Here is a 15,379-nt window from a genome sequence, read left to right as displayed (position 1 = left end):
CAGTGCGCATTCGATAAAACACTACTCCTTCCCCTAACGCCCACCCCCCTCCCACATCTTCCCCAAGGCCGGAAACGCCTCCTCATAATCGACAAGGAGCTTCGCCGCCAGGCCTGCTGAATCCACGAGCGGATGCCGGGCGAAGGCCTCCAGCGCCGCTGCACGGTTGCCGGCTGTGGCGGCTTGCACAGTGAGCCGCTCCACGTCCTTGACCTGCTGGAGCAGCCCTAGTTGCGGGGCGGCCGGCGCCTCTTGGGGGAGCGGGACGGCGCCGTTGGCCGTGACAGTACAGGGGACCTCGACGACGGCGTCCGCGGGCAGGCCGGGAATGGCTGGCTGGGCAACACTCGGGACGGCCGTGGCGGGCGCGGGCGCGCCGGGGTCCGGTTTGCGCGGGGGAGGCAGTGCGTTCACAGTGTTGAGGATCAGTTGCGCATCGCCGCCGCCGGCGAGGGCCCGCATGGCCGCCAGCGCCACCCGTTCGTAGCCGCCGCCGGCCAGGTCCTCCTCGTTCCGGTGCTCACCGTCGCCCCGGGCCTCGGCCAGATACCCCTCTTCGCGGGAGCGCCGCGCCTCCTCCCACAGCCAGTATGCTTCAGGGCCCGCGGAGGCGAGCCGCGGATACAGCTCCTGCTGCTGGCGGTGGATGCTTTCGCCGCGCGTTTGCGCCATTGCCTGCATGGCCCGCCGGGCGGAATCGCGCTGGTAGTAGTAATACAGGTACTCGTTGGGGAGCAGGCCCAGTCCGGCCAGGAACGGCTGGGGGAAGAGCCTGCCTTCCTCGAAGGACTGCAGGGCCCCGGCGTCCGCAAGCAGGGCGGGCAGCATGTCCCGGCCGCCGGACTCCAGCCGGTAGAGCCAGCCCAGATGGTTCAGCCCGTAGTAGCCCGCGCCGTCGAGCCGTCCGTCCGGCAAGGGGGCGCCCGCGGCGCGCGCCGCCCGCTGCACCAGCCCGCCCGCAGAATCGCAGATCCCGATGACCCGGGTTCCCATGATGGGGAGCAACGCCTCGGTGACCATTCCGGCCGGGTTGGTGAAGTTAATCAGCCACGCGTCCGGGCAGCGTTGGCGCATCAGCCGGGCAAGGTCCAGCATGTGCGGAATGGTCCGCAAAGCGTAGGAGATCCCGCCGGCGCCGGTGGTTTCCTGGCCCAGCAGGCCGAGGTCCTGTGCCACCTTCTCGTCCGCCACGCGCCCCGCGGTGCCGCCGGGCCGGATGGCGGCAAACACCATGGTGGTGCCGGACAGGGCTTCGGAAAGATCGGTGGTGGGATGCACCGGAAGCTGCGCTTCTCCGTATCCGGGCATACTGCGCAGCACGGCGGTGACGGCATTAAGGCGGGCGGGATCGACGTCATGCAGCACCAGCTCACTGGCCAGCCCGGAGAAACGGCCGGACAGCAAAGCCCGGTATATCAGCGGCACGCGGAAACCCCCGCCGCCGGCAATCAGAAGCCGCATACCCTGCAGTCTAGGACCAGCCTCCGACAGCCTGTCCACACCCTTTCCAAGGGCCCTACCGCAGCACTCCGGCACGGCGTATTGTGCCCATCATGGACGCGATTCCAGCCCGCCCCTTCGATCCGCTGGCCGCCGTCCGCTCACAGGTTGAACCGGGATTCGATCTCCTGCTGGCCGGGACGGTCTTCCAGGACATCATCTTCACCGGCCTGCCCCACGGGCCCGAACCCGGCACCGAAATCTGGAGTGACGGCATGGGCAGCTGTCCGGGCGGGGTGGCCAACCAGGCCATCGCCGCGGCCAGGCTGGGGCTGCGCACCGGGCTGGCGGCAGCCTTCGGCGATGACGGATACGGGGACTTCAACTGGAAGATACTCTCCGGCCAGGAACATGTTGACCTCAGCCTCTCCCGCCGTGTTCCGGGCTGGCACTCTCCGGTGACCGTGTCCCTCTGCGTGGACCAGGACCGCTCCCTGGTCACCCACGGGCACTCCGCCCCGGTGACAAGCTCAGAACTGATCGGAACGCCGCCCAACGCGCTCGCGGGCATCGCAGAGGTGGGCCTGGAAGTGGAGCCGTGGGCCCGGGCAGCCCATAGCGCAGGGGTGAAGCTGTTTGGAGACGTGGGATGGGATCCCAGCGGGGAATGGGCACCGGTGAGGCTCGAAAACCTGCAGTACTTTTACGCCTTCCTGCCCAACCAGCGGGAGGCCATGGCGTTCACGGGCAAGGACAATCCGTGGAGTGCCCTCTATGCGCTGGCGGACCGCGTTCCGGTGGCCGTCGTGACCCTTGGCCCCCAGGGCGCAATGGCGGTGGACTCGGAAACCGGTGAGGAAGAGTGGGTCCCGTCGCTCCCGGTCAAGGCCCACGACCCCACCGGCGCCGGGGACTGCTTCGACGCAGCGTTCATCGTCGGCACCTTGGCCGGCTGGCCGCTGGGGGACAGGCTGCGGTTCGCCAACCTGTGCGCAGCCCTGGCCGTGCAGGAGGTTGGCGGATCGCTGGCAGCCCCGGGCTGGGGCGACATTGCCGACTGGTGGAGACGCGCCAACGCCCGCCCCGAACGGCAGACGAGCCAATGGCTGCGTCGCTTCGCGTTCCTCGCGGACATCATCGAGGACGTGCCGCTGGCAGCGCAGCGCCGGGCGGCAGCCACCATCGCGCACCTGTCAGACGCCTGAGGAGCCCCCGGGCGCCCCGATTATTCGGCGCGAAGTGGCCGCACTAGAATCAGTTAGGTGACCTACCCCGCAACAACCGGTGAATTCAGCGCTGCCTCCGGGCCGGACCCCCGCCACGAGCGGTCCGCCGTGATCGACTTGGAGGCGATCCGGCACAACGTCCGCCGGCTTGCCGCCGCTGCTTCCCCCGCGAAAGTCATGGCTGTCGTCAAAGCCGATGCGTACGGGCACGGCGCCGTCCCCGTGGCCCGTGCAGCCCTGCAGGCAGGCGCGTCCTGGCTGGGTGTGGCGCACATTTCCGAGGCCCTCTCGCTGCGTGCGGCCGGCATCGACGCACCGCTTCTCGCCTGGCTGCACACCGCGGACAGCAACTTCGGCGCCGCAGTAGCCGCCGGCGTCGACATCGGCTGCTCTGGCTGGGAGCTGGAGCGCATCGTGGCCGCGGCCCGCGAACAGGAACGTCCGGCACGGATACACCTCAAGGTGGACACCGGGCTGGGCCGCAACGGCGCCACCCCCGAGGCCTGGGACCGCCTGGTTGGGGAGGCCGTGGAATACCAGGACCAAGGGCTGCTGCGCGTGGTGGGCATCTTCTCCCACCTGGCCGTCGCCGATGAGCCGGAGCGGCCCGAAACGGACCAGCAGGTGGCCGCCTTCCGGGAGGCCTTGGCCATCGCGGAGGACGCCGGGGTGGATCCCGAGGTCCGGCACCTTGCCAACACCCCCGCTACCCTGTCCCGGCCGGACACCCACTTTGACATGGTCCGCGTGGGCCTTGGCATTTACGGGCTTTCGCCGTTCGACGGCACCACATCCGCAGAGCTCGGCCTCCGCCCCGCCATGACGCTGCGCACGCTGGTGTCGCAGTGCAAGGAGGTGCCTGAGGGGCAGGGCGTCTCCTACGGGCTGCATTACCGCACCAGGACAGCGAGCACCCTGGCGCTGATTCCGCTGGGCTATGCCGACGGCGTCCCGCGCGTGGCCACCGGCGGCCCCGTCCGGGTGGCCGGGAAGACCTACCCCGTGGTGGGGCGGATCGCCATGGACCAGATGGTCATCGACCTCGGCCCGGAGGCTTCCGGAGCTGGCCTGCAAGGGGCGGAGGCGGAACTGTTCGGGGACGGCGCCGACGGCGGTCCCACGGTGGACGACTGGGCCCGCGCAGCCGGGACCATCAACTATGAAGTGGTGACCAGGATCAGTCCGCGTGTTCCCCGGCGCTTCATCAACGAGGATCAGCCGGCGGGCAACGTTAAGGGCTTGGTCGGCGTGCCCGGCAAGGCGGGGGCCGCGTGAGCGCGGAACAGTCCACTCCCAACTGGGAAAAGACCTTCATGGCGACGACGGCGGAACAGACGCACGCTTTCGGCGCACGCCTGGCAGAGGTGCTGCAGGCCGGGGACCTGCTGGTGCTGTCCGGTGAGCTGGGTGCCGGGAAGACCACCTTCACGCAGGGGCTGGGTGAAGGCCTGGGCGTCCGGCCGGGCATCATCTCGCCGACGTTCGTCCTGGTCCGGATCCATCCCAGCCTGCCGGACGGTCGGCGACCGGGCGGCCCTGACCTGGTCCACGTGGACGCCTACAGGCTGGGCTCGGCCGCAGAGATCGATGACATCGACCTCGAAAACACCATGGATTCATCGGTGACGGTGGTGGAGTGGGGGCATGAGCGCGTGGAGCACCTGAGCGACAGCCGGCTGGAGATCGATCTGCACCGTGCCATCGGGCTGGAATCCACACGGGTGGCTGAATCCAACGGAAGCCTGGACTTTGACGGCGAGGACACGGACGAGCCCCGGACTATCGTGATGCGCGGGTACGGGCCCCGGTGGGCAACCGTCCCCGAACTGGCGGGCCCGGGCGGGGGAGCGGCATGCTGATCCTCGCTATCGATACCTCCGCCGTCGCCAGCGCAGCGCTGGTCACCGATGACGCTCCCGAAAGTGTGCTCGCCAGCTTCGCCACGGAGGACACCCGCAGCCATGCCGAGGTGCTTGCGCCCGGCATCCACGCCATGCTGTCGTCGGCCGGCGTGACCGGACAGGACGTTGACGCCCTGGTGGTGGGCGTGGGTCCCGGCCCGTTCACCGGGCTGCGCTCCGGCATTGCCACCGCCCGCACCCTGGCATTCGTCTGGGGCAAGCCGCTGCACGGGCTGGTGAGCCTGGACGCGATGGCCCTGGAAGTAGCCGAGTCCACCGCCGCCGTTTCCGAGTTCCTGGTGGTGACGGACGCCCGCCGCAAGGAGGTCTACTGGGCCCGGTACAGCCTGGACGACGGCCAGCTGCCCGTGCTGGAGGATGGGCCCCACGTGAGTTTCGCGTCAGACCTTCCCGACCTGCCTGCATTCGGCGCCGGTGCCGGACTGTACACCGACGTGCTCCAGGCCCACCCGGACTTCGCGGGGGAGCAGCCCGACGCCCTGTACCTTGGCCAGTTCGCCCTGGCACGGCTGGCCTCCGGACACACCCTCCTGGACTCTACTCCCCTGTACCTGCGCGAATCCGACGCCCAGGTCCCCGGACCACGGAAGCGGGCATTGTGAGCAGCACCCCGGATCCCCGGCCGGCTGAAGTCACCGTCCGCGACATGACGCTGGACGATGTGCCCGCCGTCGGCGCGCTGGAACACCAGCTCTTCCCCATTGATGCATGGCCTGTGCAGATGTTCCTGGACGAGCTTTCCCAGCCGGAAACCCGCCGCTACCTGGTGGCGGAGTCCAGTGACGGCATCGTGGGGTATGCAGGCCTGATGTGCATCGAGCCCATCGCGGACGTCCAGACGATCGCCGTCGTCCCCGATTTCGAGGGCCGGGGCATCGGCAGCACGCTGCTCACGCAACTGATCGAGGAGGCCCGGCGCCGCGGCGCCGCCGACGTCCTGCTCGAGGTCCGTGCCGACAACCCGCGGGCGCAGAAGCTGTATGTGCGGTTCGGTTTCGAGCAGATCCACGTCCGGCCCCGTTACTACCGCGACGGCGTGGACGCCCTCATCATGCGGCTCCCGCTGGCTGCACCTGACACTGACGGCCACGAGGCAATGGAAGCAGGCCAGCCATGAACCGCTCGCAGCCCCTGGTACTGGGCATCGAATCATCCTGCGATGAAACCGGCGTGGGGATCGTCCGCGGCACCACCCTCCTGACCAACACCGTCTCTTCCTCCATGGACGAGCACGTCCGCTTCGGCGGCGTCATCCCGGAGATCGCGTCCCGCGCCCATCTGGACGCCTTTGTCCCCACCCTTGAGCAGGCACTGGCCGACGCCGGGGTCAGCCTGGACCAGGTGGACGCCATCGCCGTAACATCCGGGCCCGGACTGGCCGGCGCACTCATGGTGGGCGTCTGCGCTGCCAAGGCGCTCGCAGTCGCTACCGGGAAACCCCTCTATGCGATCAACCACCTCGTGGCGCACGTTGGCGTGGGACTTCTGGATGACCGTGCCAGCGGCCGGAAACAGGAACTGCCGGAGAACCTGGGCGCCCTGCTGGTGTCCGGAGGCCACACCGAGATCCTGCGGATCAGGAACATCACCGGCGACGTTGAGCTCCTCGGCTCCACCATCGACGACGCCGCCGGCGAGGCCTACGACAAGGTGGCCCGCATCCTGGGGCTGGGCTACCCCGGCGGACCGGCCATCGACAAGATGGCCCGCAACGGCAACCCCAAAGCCATCCGTTTCCCCCGCGGCCTCACCCAGCCCAAGTACATGGGCACGGCGGATGAGCCCGGCCCGCACCGGTACGACTGGTCCTTCAGCGGGCTCAAGACGGCGGTGGCCCGGTGCGTGGAGCAGTTCGAGGCCCGCGGGGAGGAGATCCCCGTGGCTGACATTGCGGCCGCTTTCCAGGAGGCCGTAGTGGACGTGATTTCGTCCAAGGCGGTCCTGGCCTGCCGCGAGCAGGGCATCAAGGACGTCCTGCTCGGTGGCGGTGTCGCAGCCAACTCACGCTTGCGCGAACTGACCGGGCAGCGCTGCGCGTCCGCCGGCATCCGGCTGCACGTGCCGCCCTTGGACCTGTGCACGGACAACGGCGCCATGGTGGCAGCCCTGGGCGCGCAGTTGATGATGGCGGGCGCTTCACCCAGCGGCATTGGTTTCGCCCCCGACTCGTCGATGCCGGTCACTTCGGTGTCGCTGCCGGCCTGACGGCAGCTGGCCCGGCGGCGGTTGGCCCGGCCCAACCGTCGCGGGGCACTTTGGGGTGCGTCGCCGTCGTACATCACGACGCCGGCCGGCGTGTCCGCGCCGACGTGCCCCGTTTCGGGAGGGGCACGTCAGCCACGGGCCACGTCAGGCGAGGGGCTACCTCAGGCGGTGGGGCCGTTCCGCATCTGCTTGACCAGGTCCAGGACCACGGCCTGGAGGTTCCCGCCGTTCTCCGCGGCAACGCGGCGCTGCCGCTGGTAGCCGGCGCCGCGGCGGATGATCTTTTCGACGTCGGCAAGCTCGTCGGAGCAGCGCAGCTTGGCCGCCACCGGCTCCAGCCGGTTAATCGTCTCCAGCAGGTGGTCGGTGACCAGCTGCTCCCGGCCTGCGGCATCCAGGATGATGATGGCGTCCAGACCGTACCGGGCAGCGCGCCATTTGTTCTCCTGCACATGCCACGGCGGCATGGTGGGGATGGTGCCGCCGTTGTCCAGGGTGGTGGAGAACTCGTCCACCAGGCACTGGGTGAGGGCCGCGATGGCGCCCACTTCCTCCAGCGTGGCCAGGCCGTCGCAGATGCGCATCTCGATGGTCCCGAGCGCAGGCACCGGCCGGATGTCCCAGCGGATCTCGGAGATGGTGTCGATGACGCCGGTGGTGGTCATGTCCTGGACGTAGGACTCGTATTCCTCCCAGGACTTGAACTGGAAGGGCAGGCCTGCGGTGGGAAGCTGCTGGAACATCAGCGCGCGCTGGGAGGCATAGCCGGTGTCCTCGCCGCCCCAGAACGGGCTGGACGCGGAGAGCGCCTGGAAGTGCGGGAAGTAGTTGACCAGGCCGTCCAGCACGGGCAGGGCCTTGTCCCGGCGGTCCAGGCCCACGTGCACGTGGACGCCGTAAATGACCATCTGGCGGCCCCACCACTGGGTGCGGTCGATGAGTTTGGCGTAGCGGGCCTTGTCCGTCACGGGCTGCAGCTGCGGCGGGCTGAACGGGTGGCTGCCGGCGCAGAACAGCTCCACGCCCATGGGATCTGTGATCTCGCGGACCGCGGCGACGGACCGGCTCAGGTCCTCTTTGGCCTCGGCGGCCGTCTCGCAGATGCCGGTGACCAGCTCCACCGTGTTCAGCAGCAGTTCCTGCTTGATGTGCGGATGTTCGTCGTCTTCGTTGAGTTCCGGGTGGCGCGAGGCCACGCCGCGGAGCACCTGGTTGGCCACGGACGCGAGCTCGCCCGTTTTTCCGTCCACCAGGGCAAGCTCCCACTCAACACCGAGGGTTGACTGCCTCGATGACGCGAAGTCGATCTTCACACGTTTCCTTACTGTCCGGTTTGCCGCTGGCTGATGCCGCTCACAGGCTGCTGCCGGCAGGCGAACGGGTGGTTCAAGTCTAGTGCAGGGGTAGCATCGTATTGATGGCTCCGTTCCCCCTGCGTCACAGCCCTGCCAAATCCAGTCCTGCCAAATCCTTCCCCCTCCTCCTGGCCCTGTCCGCAATGGCCCTGGCCTCCTGTTCGGCCTCCCCAAGTCCGGTCCCGCCGTCGTCCTCCGCGCCGCCTGCCGGCGCCTCCCCGTCCGCATCGGCAAGTACGACGCCGGCGCCTCCCACCGCTTCCCCCTCACCTGACCCAGGCTCCCGGCCATTGGGGTGGGGCCCGGAGCAGCGTGACCAGGACGCCGCGGTGGCAGCCGTAGCGGCGATGTCACCGGAGCAGAAGGCCGGGCAGGTCCTGCTTCCGTTCTTCAAAGGCAACCAGGTGGAAGCCCACGCCGCCCTCATCCAGCGCCTGCACCTGGCCGGGTCCATCATCATGGGCGACAACGTGCCGCGCGACCCGCAGGGAAAGGTGGACGTGGCCGCCATGGGCGCCGTGAACCAGCGGCTGCAGCAGGCCGTTGCCGCCGATGGCCGGCGCTGGCCCGGGATCCTGGGCGTGGACCAGGAGGGCGGCGCGGTGGCGCGGCTGGGGGCGCCCCTCACCGAGTGGCCCACCCCCATGAGCTACGGAGCCGCCGGCAACCAGGCACTGACCCGCCAGGCGGGCAAGGCCATGGCCGGCGAGCTGGTGCCGCTGGGGTTCGACCTCGACTTCGCGCCGGACACGGACGTGACCATCGGCCCCGCGGACCCCACCATCGGTGCGCGTTCCATGTCCGCCGATCCGGCCGCCGCGGCAACCCAGGGGACCGCGTTCTCCCAAGGCATGCTGGACGCGGGTGTGCTCCCCACTGTCAAGCACTTTCCCGGACACGGCTCGGTGACTACGGACTCCCACCTCAGCCTGCCCGTCCAGCCGGCCGGCATCGACGCACTCCGCGGCCGGGACTGGAAACCCTTCCAGGCCGCCGTCGCCGCGGGCCTGCCGATCGTCATGACCGGGCACATCGCCGTGCCCGCGCTGGAACCCGGTGTGCCGGCGTCGCTCTCTGCCCCGAGCTACGTGGCACTGAGGGGCCTGGGCTTCAAGGGTGTGGCCGTGACTGACGCCCTCAACATGGGCGCCGTGGACAAGCAGTACCCGGCCGGCGCGGCTGCGGTGAAGGCCCTGGCAGCCGGCGCCGACCTGCTGCTGATGCCTGCTGACGTGGAGCAGGCGCATGCCGCCATCATCCAGGCCCTGGCCACGGGAACCCTTCCCGCCGCGCGCCTGGATGAGGCAGCACAGCGCGTGGCCACCATGATGATCTGGCATGCCCGGACCACCCCGCCTGCCGGAACGGCCGGCGCAGGTGCTCCGGCCGGAAGCGGGGCAGCCCTGTCGGCCCAAGTCTCGGCGTCGGCCGTGACGGTGGTCTCCGGTCGCTGCAGCGGACCCCTGGTGCCCGGTTCCGTGCGCGTGGCCGGCGGGGGACCGGGGGACCGGGAGCGCTTCGAAGCCGCTGCCGCGCGTGCCGGGCTCACGGTGGGCTCAGGGCCGCTGGTCAACCTCATCGGGTTCGGCGGGAAACCGGCGGGCGGGGACATCGCCGTGGCATTGGACGCCCCCTGGCCGCTTCAGGGCTCAGCCGCGCCGGTGAAGCTGGCGCTGTACGGCCGCACCGACGCCGCCTTCGACGCACTGGCCGCCGTGCTGGCGGGGAAGGCTCCGGCGCCGGGGAAGCTGCCCGCCGCCGTCGGGCCCTTTCCTGCGGGAACCGGCTGCCCCTGACCCACGGCGGAAACGCTTTAATGGTCTGGTGCCCATTCTGAATAAAGACATGACCCTCTGCATCTCGCTTTCTGCCCGTCCCAGCAACAACGGGACCCGGTTCCACAACCACCTCTACGGGCAGCTGGACCTGAACTGGATTTACAAGGCCTTCGCGCCCACCAACCTTGAACAAGCCATCGCCGGCGTCCGCGGGCTGGGCATCCGTGGCTGTGCCATCTCCATGCCGTACAAGGAGGACGTCATCGCGCTGGTGGACGAGATGGATCCTTCCGCCAAGGCCATCGACTCGGTGAACACCATCGTGAACACTGACGGCCACCTCAAGGCGTACAACACCGACTACACCGCGATCGAGCAGCTCCTCGCCACCAACTCAGTCCCCACCGACTATTCCGTACTGGTCCAGGGCGCCGGGGGCATGGCCAAGGCCACCGTTGCCGCCCTCCGGGACGCCGGCTTCGCCAATGTCACCGTCATCGCCCGGAACGAGGCAGCTGGGCGCGCGCTCGCAGACCAGTACGGCTTCCAGTGGCGGGCAGCGCTGGACGGCGGGACGGCGGACTTGATCATCAACGTCACCCCCATCGGCATGGCGGGAGGTGCGGAAGCCGACAGCCTGTCCTTCCCCGCCGAGGCCATCGACGCGGCACGGCTGGTGTTCGACGTGGTGGCGCTGCCTGCTGAAACGCCGCTGATCCGTGCGGCCCGTGCCGCAGGCAAGCCGGTCATTACGGGGGCCGAGGTGGCCACCATCCAGGCGCTGGAGCAGTTCGTCCTGTATACGGGGGTGCGGCCCAGCGCGGAGCAGATTCGGGCAGCCGAGGAGTTCATGCGCGCCCAGTAGGCATCTATACAGGTTCCACCGCGATGGCCACCCGGTCCTCGCCGATGCGCGTCAGGACCAGGGTGGCCGTTTTGCCGCCCTTTTTGGCGTTCTTTCCGCCGGGCAGCAGCTGCTTCCGCAGCTCTTCCGGAGTAACGGCGGTGCCGCGCTTCTTGATGTCCAGCACGGTAATGCCCTGCTGCTTCACCCAGGCCTTGAGTGCCTTGACGTTGTAGGGCATGACATCAAGGACCTTGTAGGCCCTGGCGAACGGGGTGTCCAGGAGTTCCGGGGCGCAGATGTAGGCGATGTGTTCGTCCACCAGGTGGCCGTCGAGCTGCAGCGCGACGTCGGCCACCAGCCCGGCGCGGATCACCGCGCCGTCAGGTTCGTAGAGGTAGCCCTCCACCGGTCCCACCGGCGCGGACGGGCCGGCGCCGAAGTCGTCACCGCTGGTCAGTTCGGCGGGCCCGTCAGATCCCAGGACCAGGGCGGCGCGGCGCACCCCGGGCCTGCGCACGGCGTTGAACCACAGGGTCACCTCGGTGACGTCCCCGGCCACCGACACCCACTGCGCCTCGCAGCCCGCGGGCACCGACTCGTGCGGCATGCCCGGGCCCATCTTCACACCCACCGCCTTGCCCTCCGCGGCCAGCGATTCCACGAAGGACAACGGCGGGGAGAACGCCTCGGGATCCCAGATCCGCTTGGTGCCTGACGTGGAGGTGACCCGGCGTGCGGGATCCAACCAGACGCCGTCCACCCCCTCCAGCAGGACCGACGCCGCATCGGCGTGGACCACCGTGGCGTTGGGGAACGGAATGAGGTTCACCGTGGCGCAGGCAGCGGTGGTTTCGTCCATTTCGACGGCCGTGACGTTGAGGTCAAGGGAGGCGAGGGCCAGGGAATCGGCGCCGAGGCCGCAGCCCAGGTCCGCCACACGGCTGATCCCGGCAGCGGCGAACCGCTGCGCGTGGTGGGCGGCGACGTTCAGTCGCGTGGCCTGCTCCAGGCCGGCCTGGGTGAACAGCATCTGCCGGGCGAACTCGCCGAATTTCGCCTGCGCCTTTGTGCGCAGCCGTGACTGCGTGAGGACCGCGGACACGAGCCCGGCGGGGTGGCCGGCCTTCCGGAGTGCGGAGTTGAGCTCGAATGAGTCCTCATCCCGGTAGGGGCCCAGGGATGCCAGCAGCTCCCACCCTTCGGGGGTCAACAGCGGTGCAATCTGGTCCTGGGGAGCGTGAGCCATGGGTTCCAGCCTAGTGGAGGAGCGCGCGGCCGGGATGCGGATACTGTTGAAGCCATGGATGACAGCGCAGCCCCCCGCGAGACCGGCGACAACGGGTCGAGGGACCGCGGGCCGGCCAGGTTTGCCCGGCCCGTCCTGATCGCCTCCGCCGTGGTGGCCGTGGTCTGCATCGCCCTGCTGGTGATCATTTTCCTGCTGGACACGTTCAACGCCACCGTCTATTCCGTGGGCGGCAACGACATCCAGGACAACAGCCAGCAGTCACGCGACATCCGCGGGCTGTACGACGGCGCGCGGGCGGGGAGCATCGTCTTCCTCGTTGCCGCGCTGCTCGCCGCAGCGGCGTCCGGCTGGGTGCTGTACCGGGGACGGAAGCAGGGCGGCGGCGACACCGACGGCGGCGAGGACGTGGACTTCGACGACCTGGGCCGTTAGGCGCGCTGCATGTTCCCAGCCCGGCGGTCCGGCGTCGTCCGACCGTAAAGCTGTCCGCCCATGACGAAAAAGTTGGCACTCACCTTGACCGAGTGCTAACCCTTACATAGAGTCTTCATTAGCACTCTCCCTAGGAGGGTGCTAACACATGAAGAGCTGCCAGCCAGGCTGCTGCCGGCACCGCGACGACGGTTTGCCAGCTACGGCGGAAAGCTTTCCAGTCCACGAATTTGCTGACGAAAAGGAGAGGTCCGAGTGTCGGTCTCTATTAAGCCTCTTGAGGATCGTATTGTTGTCCGCCCGCTCGAAGCCGAGCAGACCACGGCTTCCGGCCTGGTCATCCCGGACTCCGCACAGGAGAAGCCGCAGGAAGGCGAAGTTGTTGCTGTAGGCCCCGGCCGCTTCGAAGATGGCAACCGCGTCCCCGTTGACGTAGCTGTTGGCGACGTCGTCATCTACTCCAAGTACGGCGGAACCGAAGTCAAGACCGGCGGCACCGAGTACCTGGTACTGTCCGCCCGCGACGTCCTGGCGATCGTCGTAAAGTAACTCTTCCGGATCCCCGTGCCGCCGGCCATGCTCATGCTGGCCGGCAGTGCGGGGTTTCTGTCTTTGAAAGGACAAAACCATGGCAAAGCAGCTTGCGTTTAATGACGCTGCCCGCCGGTCCCTTGAGGCCGGCATCGATAAGCTCGCGAACACCGTCAAGGTGACGCTCGGCCCCCGCGGCCGCAACGTCGTCCTGGACAAGAAGTGGGGCGCTCCCACCATCACGAACGACGGCGTCACCATCGCCCGCGAAGTGGAACTGGACGACCCCTACGAAAACCTTGGCGCCCAGCTGGCCAAGGAAGTAGCCACCAAGACCAACGATGTTGCCGGCGACGGCACCACCACCGCTACGGTCCTGGCCCAGGCACTGGTCAAGGAAGGCCTGCGCAACGTGGCAGCCGGCGCTGCCCCCGGCCAGATCAAGCGCGGCATCGAGGTTGCGGTTGAGGCCGTGGCTGCGCGCCTGCTCGAGAACGCGCGCCCTGTTGAAGGCACGCAGGTGGCAAGCGTTGCCGCCATCTCGGCCCAGAGCGACGAAATCGGCGAGCTCCTCGCCGAGGCCTTCGGCAAGGTGGGCAAGGATGGCGTCATCACCATCGAGGAATCCTCCACCACGCAGACCGAACTGGTCCTCACCGAGGGCATGCAGTTCGACAAGGGCTACCTGTCCCCGTACTTCGTCACCGACGCGGAGCGCCAGGAAGCAGTCCTCGAGGACGCACTCATCCTGATCAACCAGGGCAAGATCTCCTCGATCCAGGAATTCCTGCCGCTGCTCGAAAAGGCGCTGCAGAGCTCCAAGCCGCTGTTCATCATTGCCGAGGACGTTGAGGGCGAGGCCCTGTCCACGCTGATCGTCAACCGCATCCGCGGCACCCTGAACGTGGTGGCGGTCAAGGCTCCCGGCTTCGGCGACCGCCGCAAGGCCATGCTGCAGGACATCGCCACCCTCACCGGTGCGCAGGTTGTCTCCCCGGAACTGGGCCTGAGCCTGGATTCCGTTGGCCTGGAGGTGCTGGGTACCGCCCGCCGCATCACCGTCACCAAGGACAACACCACCATCGTTGACGGCGCCGGTTCGGCCGAGGACGTAGCGGCACGCGTTGCCCAGCTGCGCGCCGAGCTGACCCGCACCGACTCCGACTGGGACCGTGAAAAGCTCCAGGAACGCCTGGCCAAGCTGGCCGGCGGCATCGGCGTCATCAAGGTTGGCGCTGCCACCGAAGTTGAACTGAAGGAAAAGAAGCACCGCATCGAGGACGCAGTCTCCTCCACCCGCGCTGCCCTCGAAGAAGGCATCGTGGCCGGCGGCGGCTCCGCCCTCATCCACGCCCTCAAGGCACTGGATGAGGACGCTTCCGTCAAGGCCCTCGAAGGCGACGCTGCTGCTGCTGTGGGCATCGTCCGCCGCGCACTGGTGCAGCCGCTGCGCTGGATCGCCCAGAACGCCGGCTTCGACGGCTACGTGGTCACCTCCAAGGTTGCCGACCTCGAGACCAACAACGGTTTCAACGCCAAGTCCGGTGAGTACGAGGACCTGATCGCCGCTGGCGTCATCGACCCCGTCAAGGTCACCCGTGCAGCCCTCCGCAACGCGGCCTCCATCGCCGCCCTGGTTCTCACCACCGAGACCCTCGTCGTGGAGAAGCCCGCCGAAGAGGACGAGCACGCAGGCCACAGCCACTAGCGGTTTCGCCGCAAGCGGCTCCTCTGCACTAAAAGACCGGTCCAGCATCCGCTGGACCGGTTTTTGTGTTGTGACCGCTATCCGGCCCCCATCTCTGCCGTTTCAACCCCGCCCGCCGGCTCGTAGACCAGCGACACTGCACCCTTCGGGTAGCTGCGCGCCGGCTCGGCGAGGCGGAACGTCGCCGGCACCGTTCCGGCGTCGAAGAGCCGCTTGCCCTGCCCGAGCGTGACCGGATACAGCCAGAGGTGAAGGCGGTCCAGAACGCCTGCCGCCAGCAGCGAGCGGATGAGGACCCCGCTGCCGAACATGTGCACCTGCCGGTACTCCTCCCGCAGCCTGCCCGCCGCCACAGCGTCCGGCAGCACAGTGGTACCTGCCCATGAAGGGTCATCCAGGGACCCGGACACGACAAACTTGGGGACCTGGTTGAGCGTGTCAGCGATCCCACCGGACTGGTGGGGCCAGTAGGACGCGAAGATGTCGTAGGTCTTCCGGCCGAGGAGGAGGGCGTCCATCTCCGCGATTTCGGCCCCGATGGCCGCGCCGGCTTCATCATCGGATACCGGCGCCTGCCAGCCGCCGAACGTGAATTCGCCTTCGGGGTCTTCTTCACGGCCGCCGGGCGCCTGGTAGACGCCGTCGAGGGTGATGAACAGGTTCGCCACGATGATCCCCACGCGCCC

Annotated in this window: 15 protein-coding genes; 11 read left to right on the top strand and 4 right to left on the bottom strand. The window is 68.5% G+C overall.

Going from position 1 to position 15,379, the window contains the following annotated elements; all coding sequences use genetic code 11:
- Positions 1-33 precede the first annotated feature (33 nt).
- On the bottom strand, positions 34-1,461 hold the full coding sequence (locus ACTAQI_RS09955) for a family 4 glycosyl hydrolase (RefSeq protein WP_457950833.1): 1,428 nt from the start codon (positions 1,459-1,461) through the stop codon (positions 34-36).
- Between the two features lie 92 nt (positions 1,462-1,553).
- Between ACTAQI_RS09955 and ACTAQI_RS09950 the strand changes: the two genes are divergently transcribed.
- The 6 genes from ACTAQI_RS09950 to tsaD are packed head-to-tail and all read left to right on the top strand — an operon-like array spanning position 1,554 to position 6,793.
- Positions 1,554-2,645, top strand: coding sequence for a carbohydrate kinase family protein (locus tag ACTAQI_RS09950; RefSeq protein WP_457950832.1), 1,092 nt, complete (start codon positions 1,554-1,556; stop codon positions 2,643-2,645).
- A 57-nt stretch (positions 2,646-2,702) separates the two neighbouring features.
- Positions 2,703-3,941, top strand: coding sequence for an alanine racemase (gene alr / locus ACTAQI_RS09945; protein ID WP_457950831.1), 1,239 nt, complete (start codon positions 2,703-2,705; stop codon positions 3,939-3,941).
- 38 nt (positions 3,942-3,979) lie between these two features.
- Positions 3,980-4,525, top strand: coding sequence for a tRNA (adenosine(37)-N6)-threonylcarbamoyltransferase complex ATPase subunit type 1 TsaE (gene tsaE, locus ACTAQI_RS09940; RefSeq protein ID WP_457951035.1), 546 nt, complete (start codon positions 3,980-3,982; stop codon positions 4,523-4,525).
- Positions 4,519-5,190: a tRNA (adenosine(37)-N6)-threonylcarbamoyltransferase complex dimerization subunit type 1 TsaB gene (tsaB, locus tag ACTAQI_RS09935; RefSeq protein ID WP_457950830.1), complete on the top strand. Its 672-nt coding sequence runs from the start codon at positions 4,519-4,521 to the stop codon at positions 5,188-5,190. Before tsaE ends, tsaB begins: the two co-directional genes overlap by 7 nt.
- 44 nt (positions 5,191-5,234) lie before the next feature.
- Positions 5,235-5,705, top strand: coding sequence for a ribosomal protein S18-alanine N-acetyltransferase (rimI, locus tag ACTAQI_RS09930; RefSeq protein ID WP_457951034.1), 471 nt, complete (start codon positions 5,235-5,237; stop codon positions 5,703-5,705).
- Complete coding sequence (gene tsaD / locus ACTAQI_RS09925; protein ID WP_457950829.1) at positions 5,702-6,793, top strand: tRNA (adenosine(37)-N6)-threonylcarbamoyltransferase complex transferase subunit TsaD; 1,092 nt, start codon at positions 5,702-5,704, stop codon at positions 6,791-6,793. Before rimI ends, tsaD begins: the two co-directional genes overlap by 4 nt.
- A 161-nt stretch (positions 6,794-6,954) precedes the next feature.
- Here tsaD and ACTAQI_RS09920 read toward each other — a convergent pair whose 3' ends face one another.
- A complete protein-coding gene (locus ACTAQI_RS09920) occupies positions 6,955-8,106 on the bottom strand; it encodes a glutamate--cysteine ligase (RefSeq protein ID WP_457950828.1) in 1,152 nt (383 codons plus the stop codon).
- 389 nt (positions 8,107-8,495) lie between these two features.
- Here ACTAQI_RS09920 and ACTAQI_RS09915 point away from each other — a divergent pair, with 389 nt between their 5' ends.
- Both ACTAQI_RS09915 and ACTAQI_RS09910 read left to right on the top strand, forming a co-directional pair.
- Positions 8,496-9,944 (top strand): glycoside hydrolase family 3 N-terminal domain-containing protein, encoded by a 1,449-nt coding sequence (locus ACTAQI_RS09915; protein WP_457951033.1) that lies wholly within the window; start codon positions 8,496-8,498, stop codon positions 9,942-9,944.
- Positions 9,945-9,972: 28 nt separating this feature from the next.
- Positions 9,973-10,791 (top strand): shikimate 5-dehydrogenase, encoded by an 819-nt coding sequence (locus ACTAQI_RS09910; protein ID WP_457950827.1) that lies wholly within the window; start codon positions 9,973-9,975, stop codon positions 10,789-10,791.
- 4 nt (positions 10,792-10,795) lie between these two features.
- On the opposite strand, the gene ACTAQI_RS09905 is transcribed toward ACTAQI_RS09910, so the two are convergent.
- Positions 10,796-12,019 (bottom strand): THUMP-like domain-containing protein, encoded by a 1,224-nt coding sequence (locus ACTAQI_RS09905; protein WP_457950826.1) that lies wholly within the window; start codon positions 12,017-12,019, stop codon positions 10,796-10,798.
- Between the two features lie 54 nt (positions 12,020-12,073).
- Between ACTAQI_RS09905 and ACTAQI_RS09900 the strand changes: the two genes are divergently transcribed.
- The 3 genes from ACTAQI_RS09900 (at position 12,074) to groL (ending at position 14,693) form a co-directional block, all read left to right on the top strand.
- Entirely contained in the window at positions 12,074-12,454 is a 381-nt protein-coding gene (locus ACTAQI_RS09900; RefSeq protein ID WP_457950825.1) for a hypothetical protein, read from the top strand.
- 255 nt (positions 12,455-12,709) lie between these two features.
- Positions 12,710-13,003, top strand: coding sequence for a co-chaperone GroES (gene groES / locus ACTAQI_RS09895; RefSeq protein ID WP_003805290.1), 294 nt, complete (start codon positions 12,710-12,712; stop codon positions 13,001-13,003).
- 79 nt (positions 13,004-13,082) lie between these two features.
- Entirely contained in the window at positions 13,083-14,693 is a 1,611-nt protein-coding gene (gene groL / locus ACTAQI_RS09890) for a chaperonin GroEL (protein ID WP_457950824.1), read from the top strand.
- 77 nt (positions 14,694-14,770) lie between these two features.
- Here the strand turns inward: groL and ACTAQI_RS09885 are convergent, their stop codons facing one another.
- Entirely contained in the window at positions 14,771-15,373 is a 603-nt protein-coding gene (locus ACTAQI_RS09885; protein WP_457950823.1) for a dihydrofolate reductase family protein, read from the bottom strand.
- Between the last annotated feature and the right edge of the window lie 6 nt (positions 15,374-15,379).

Source organism: Pseudarthrobacter sp. alpha12b (assembly GCF_054130495.1).
This window is presented reverse-complemented; position numbering and strand designations above follow the sequence as displayed.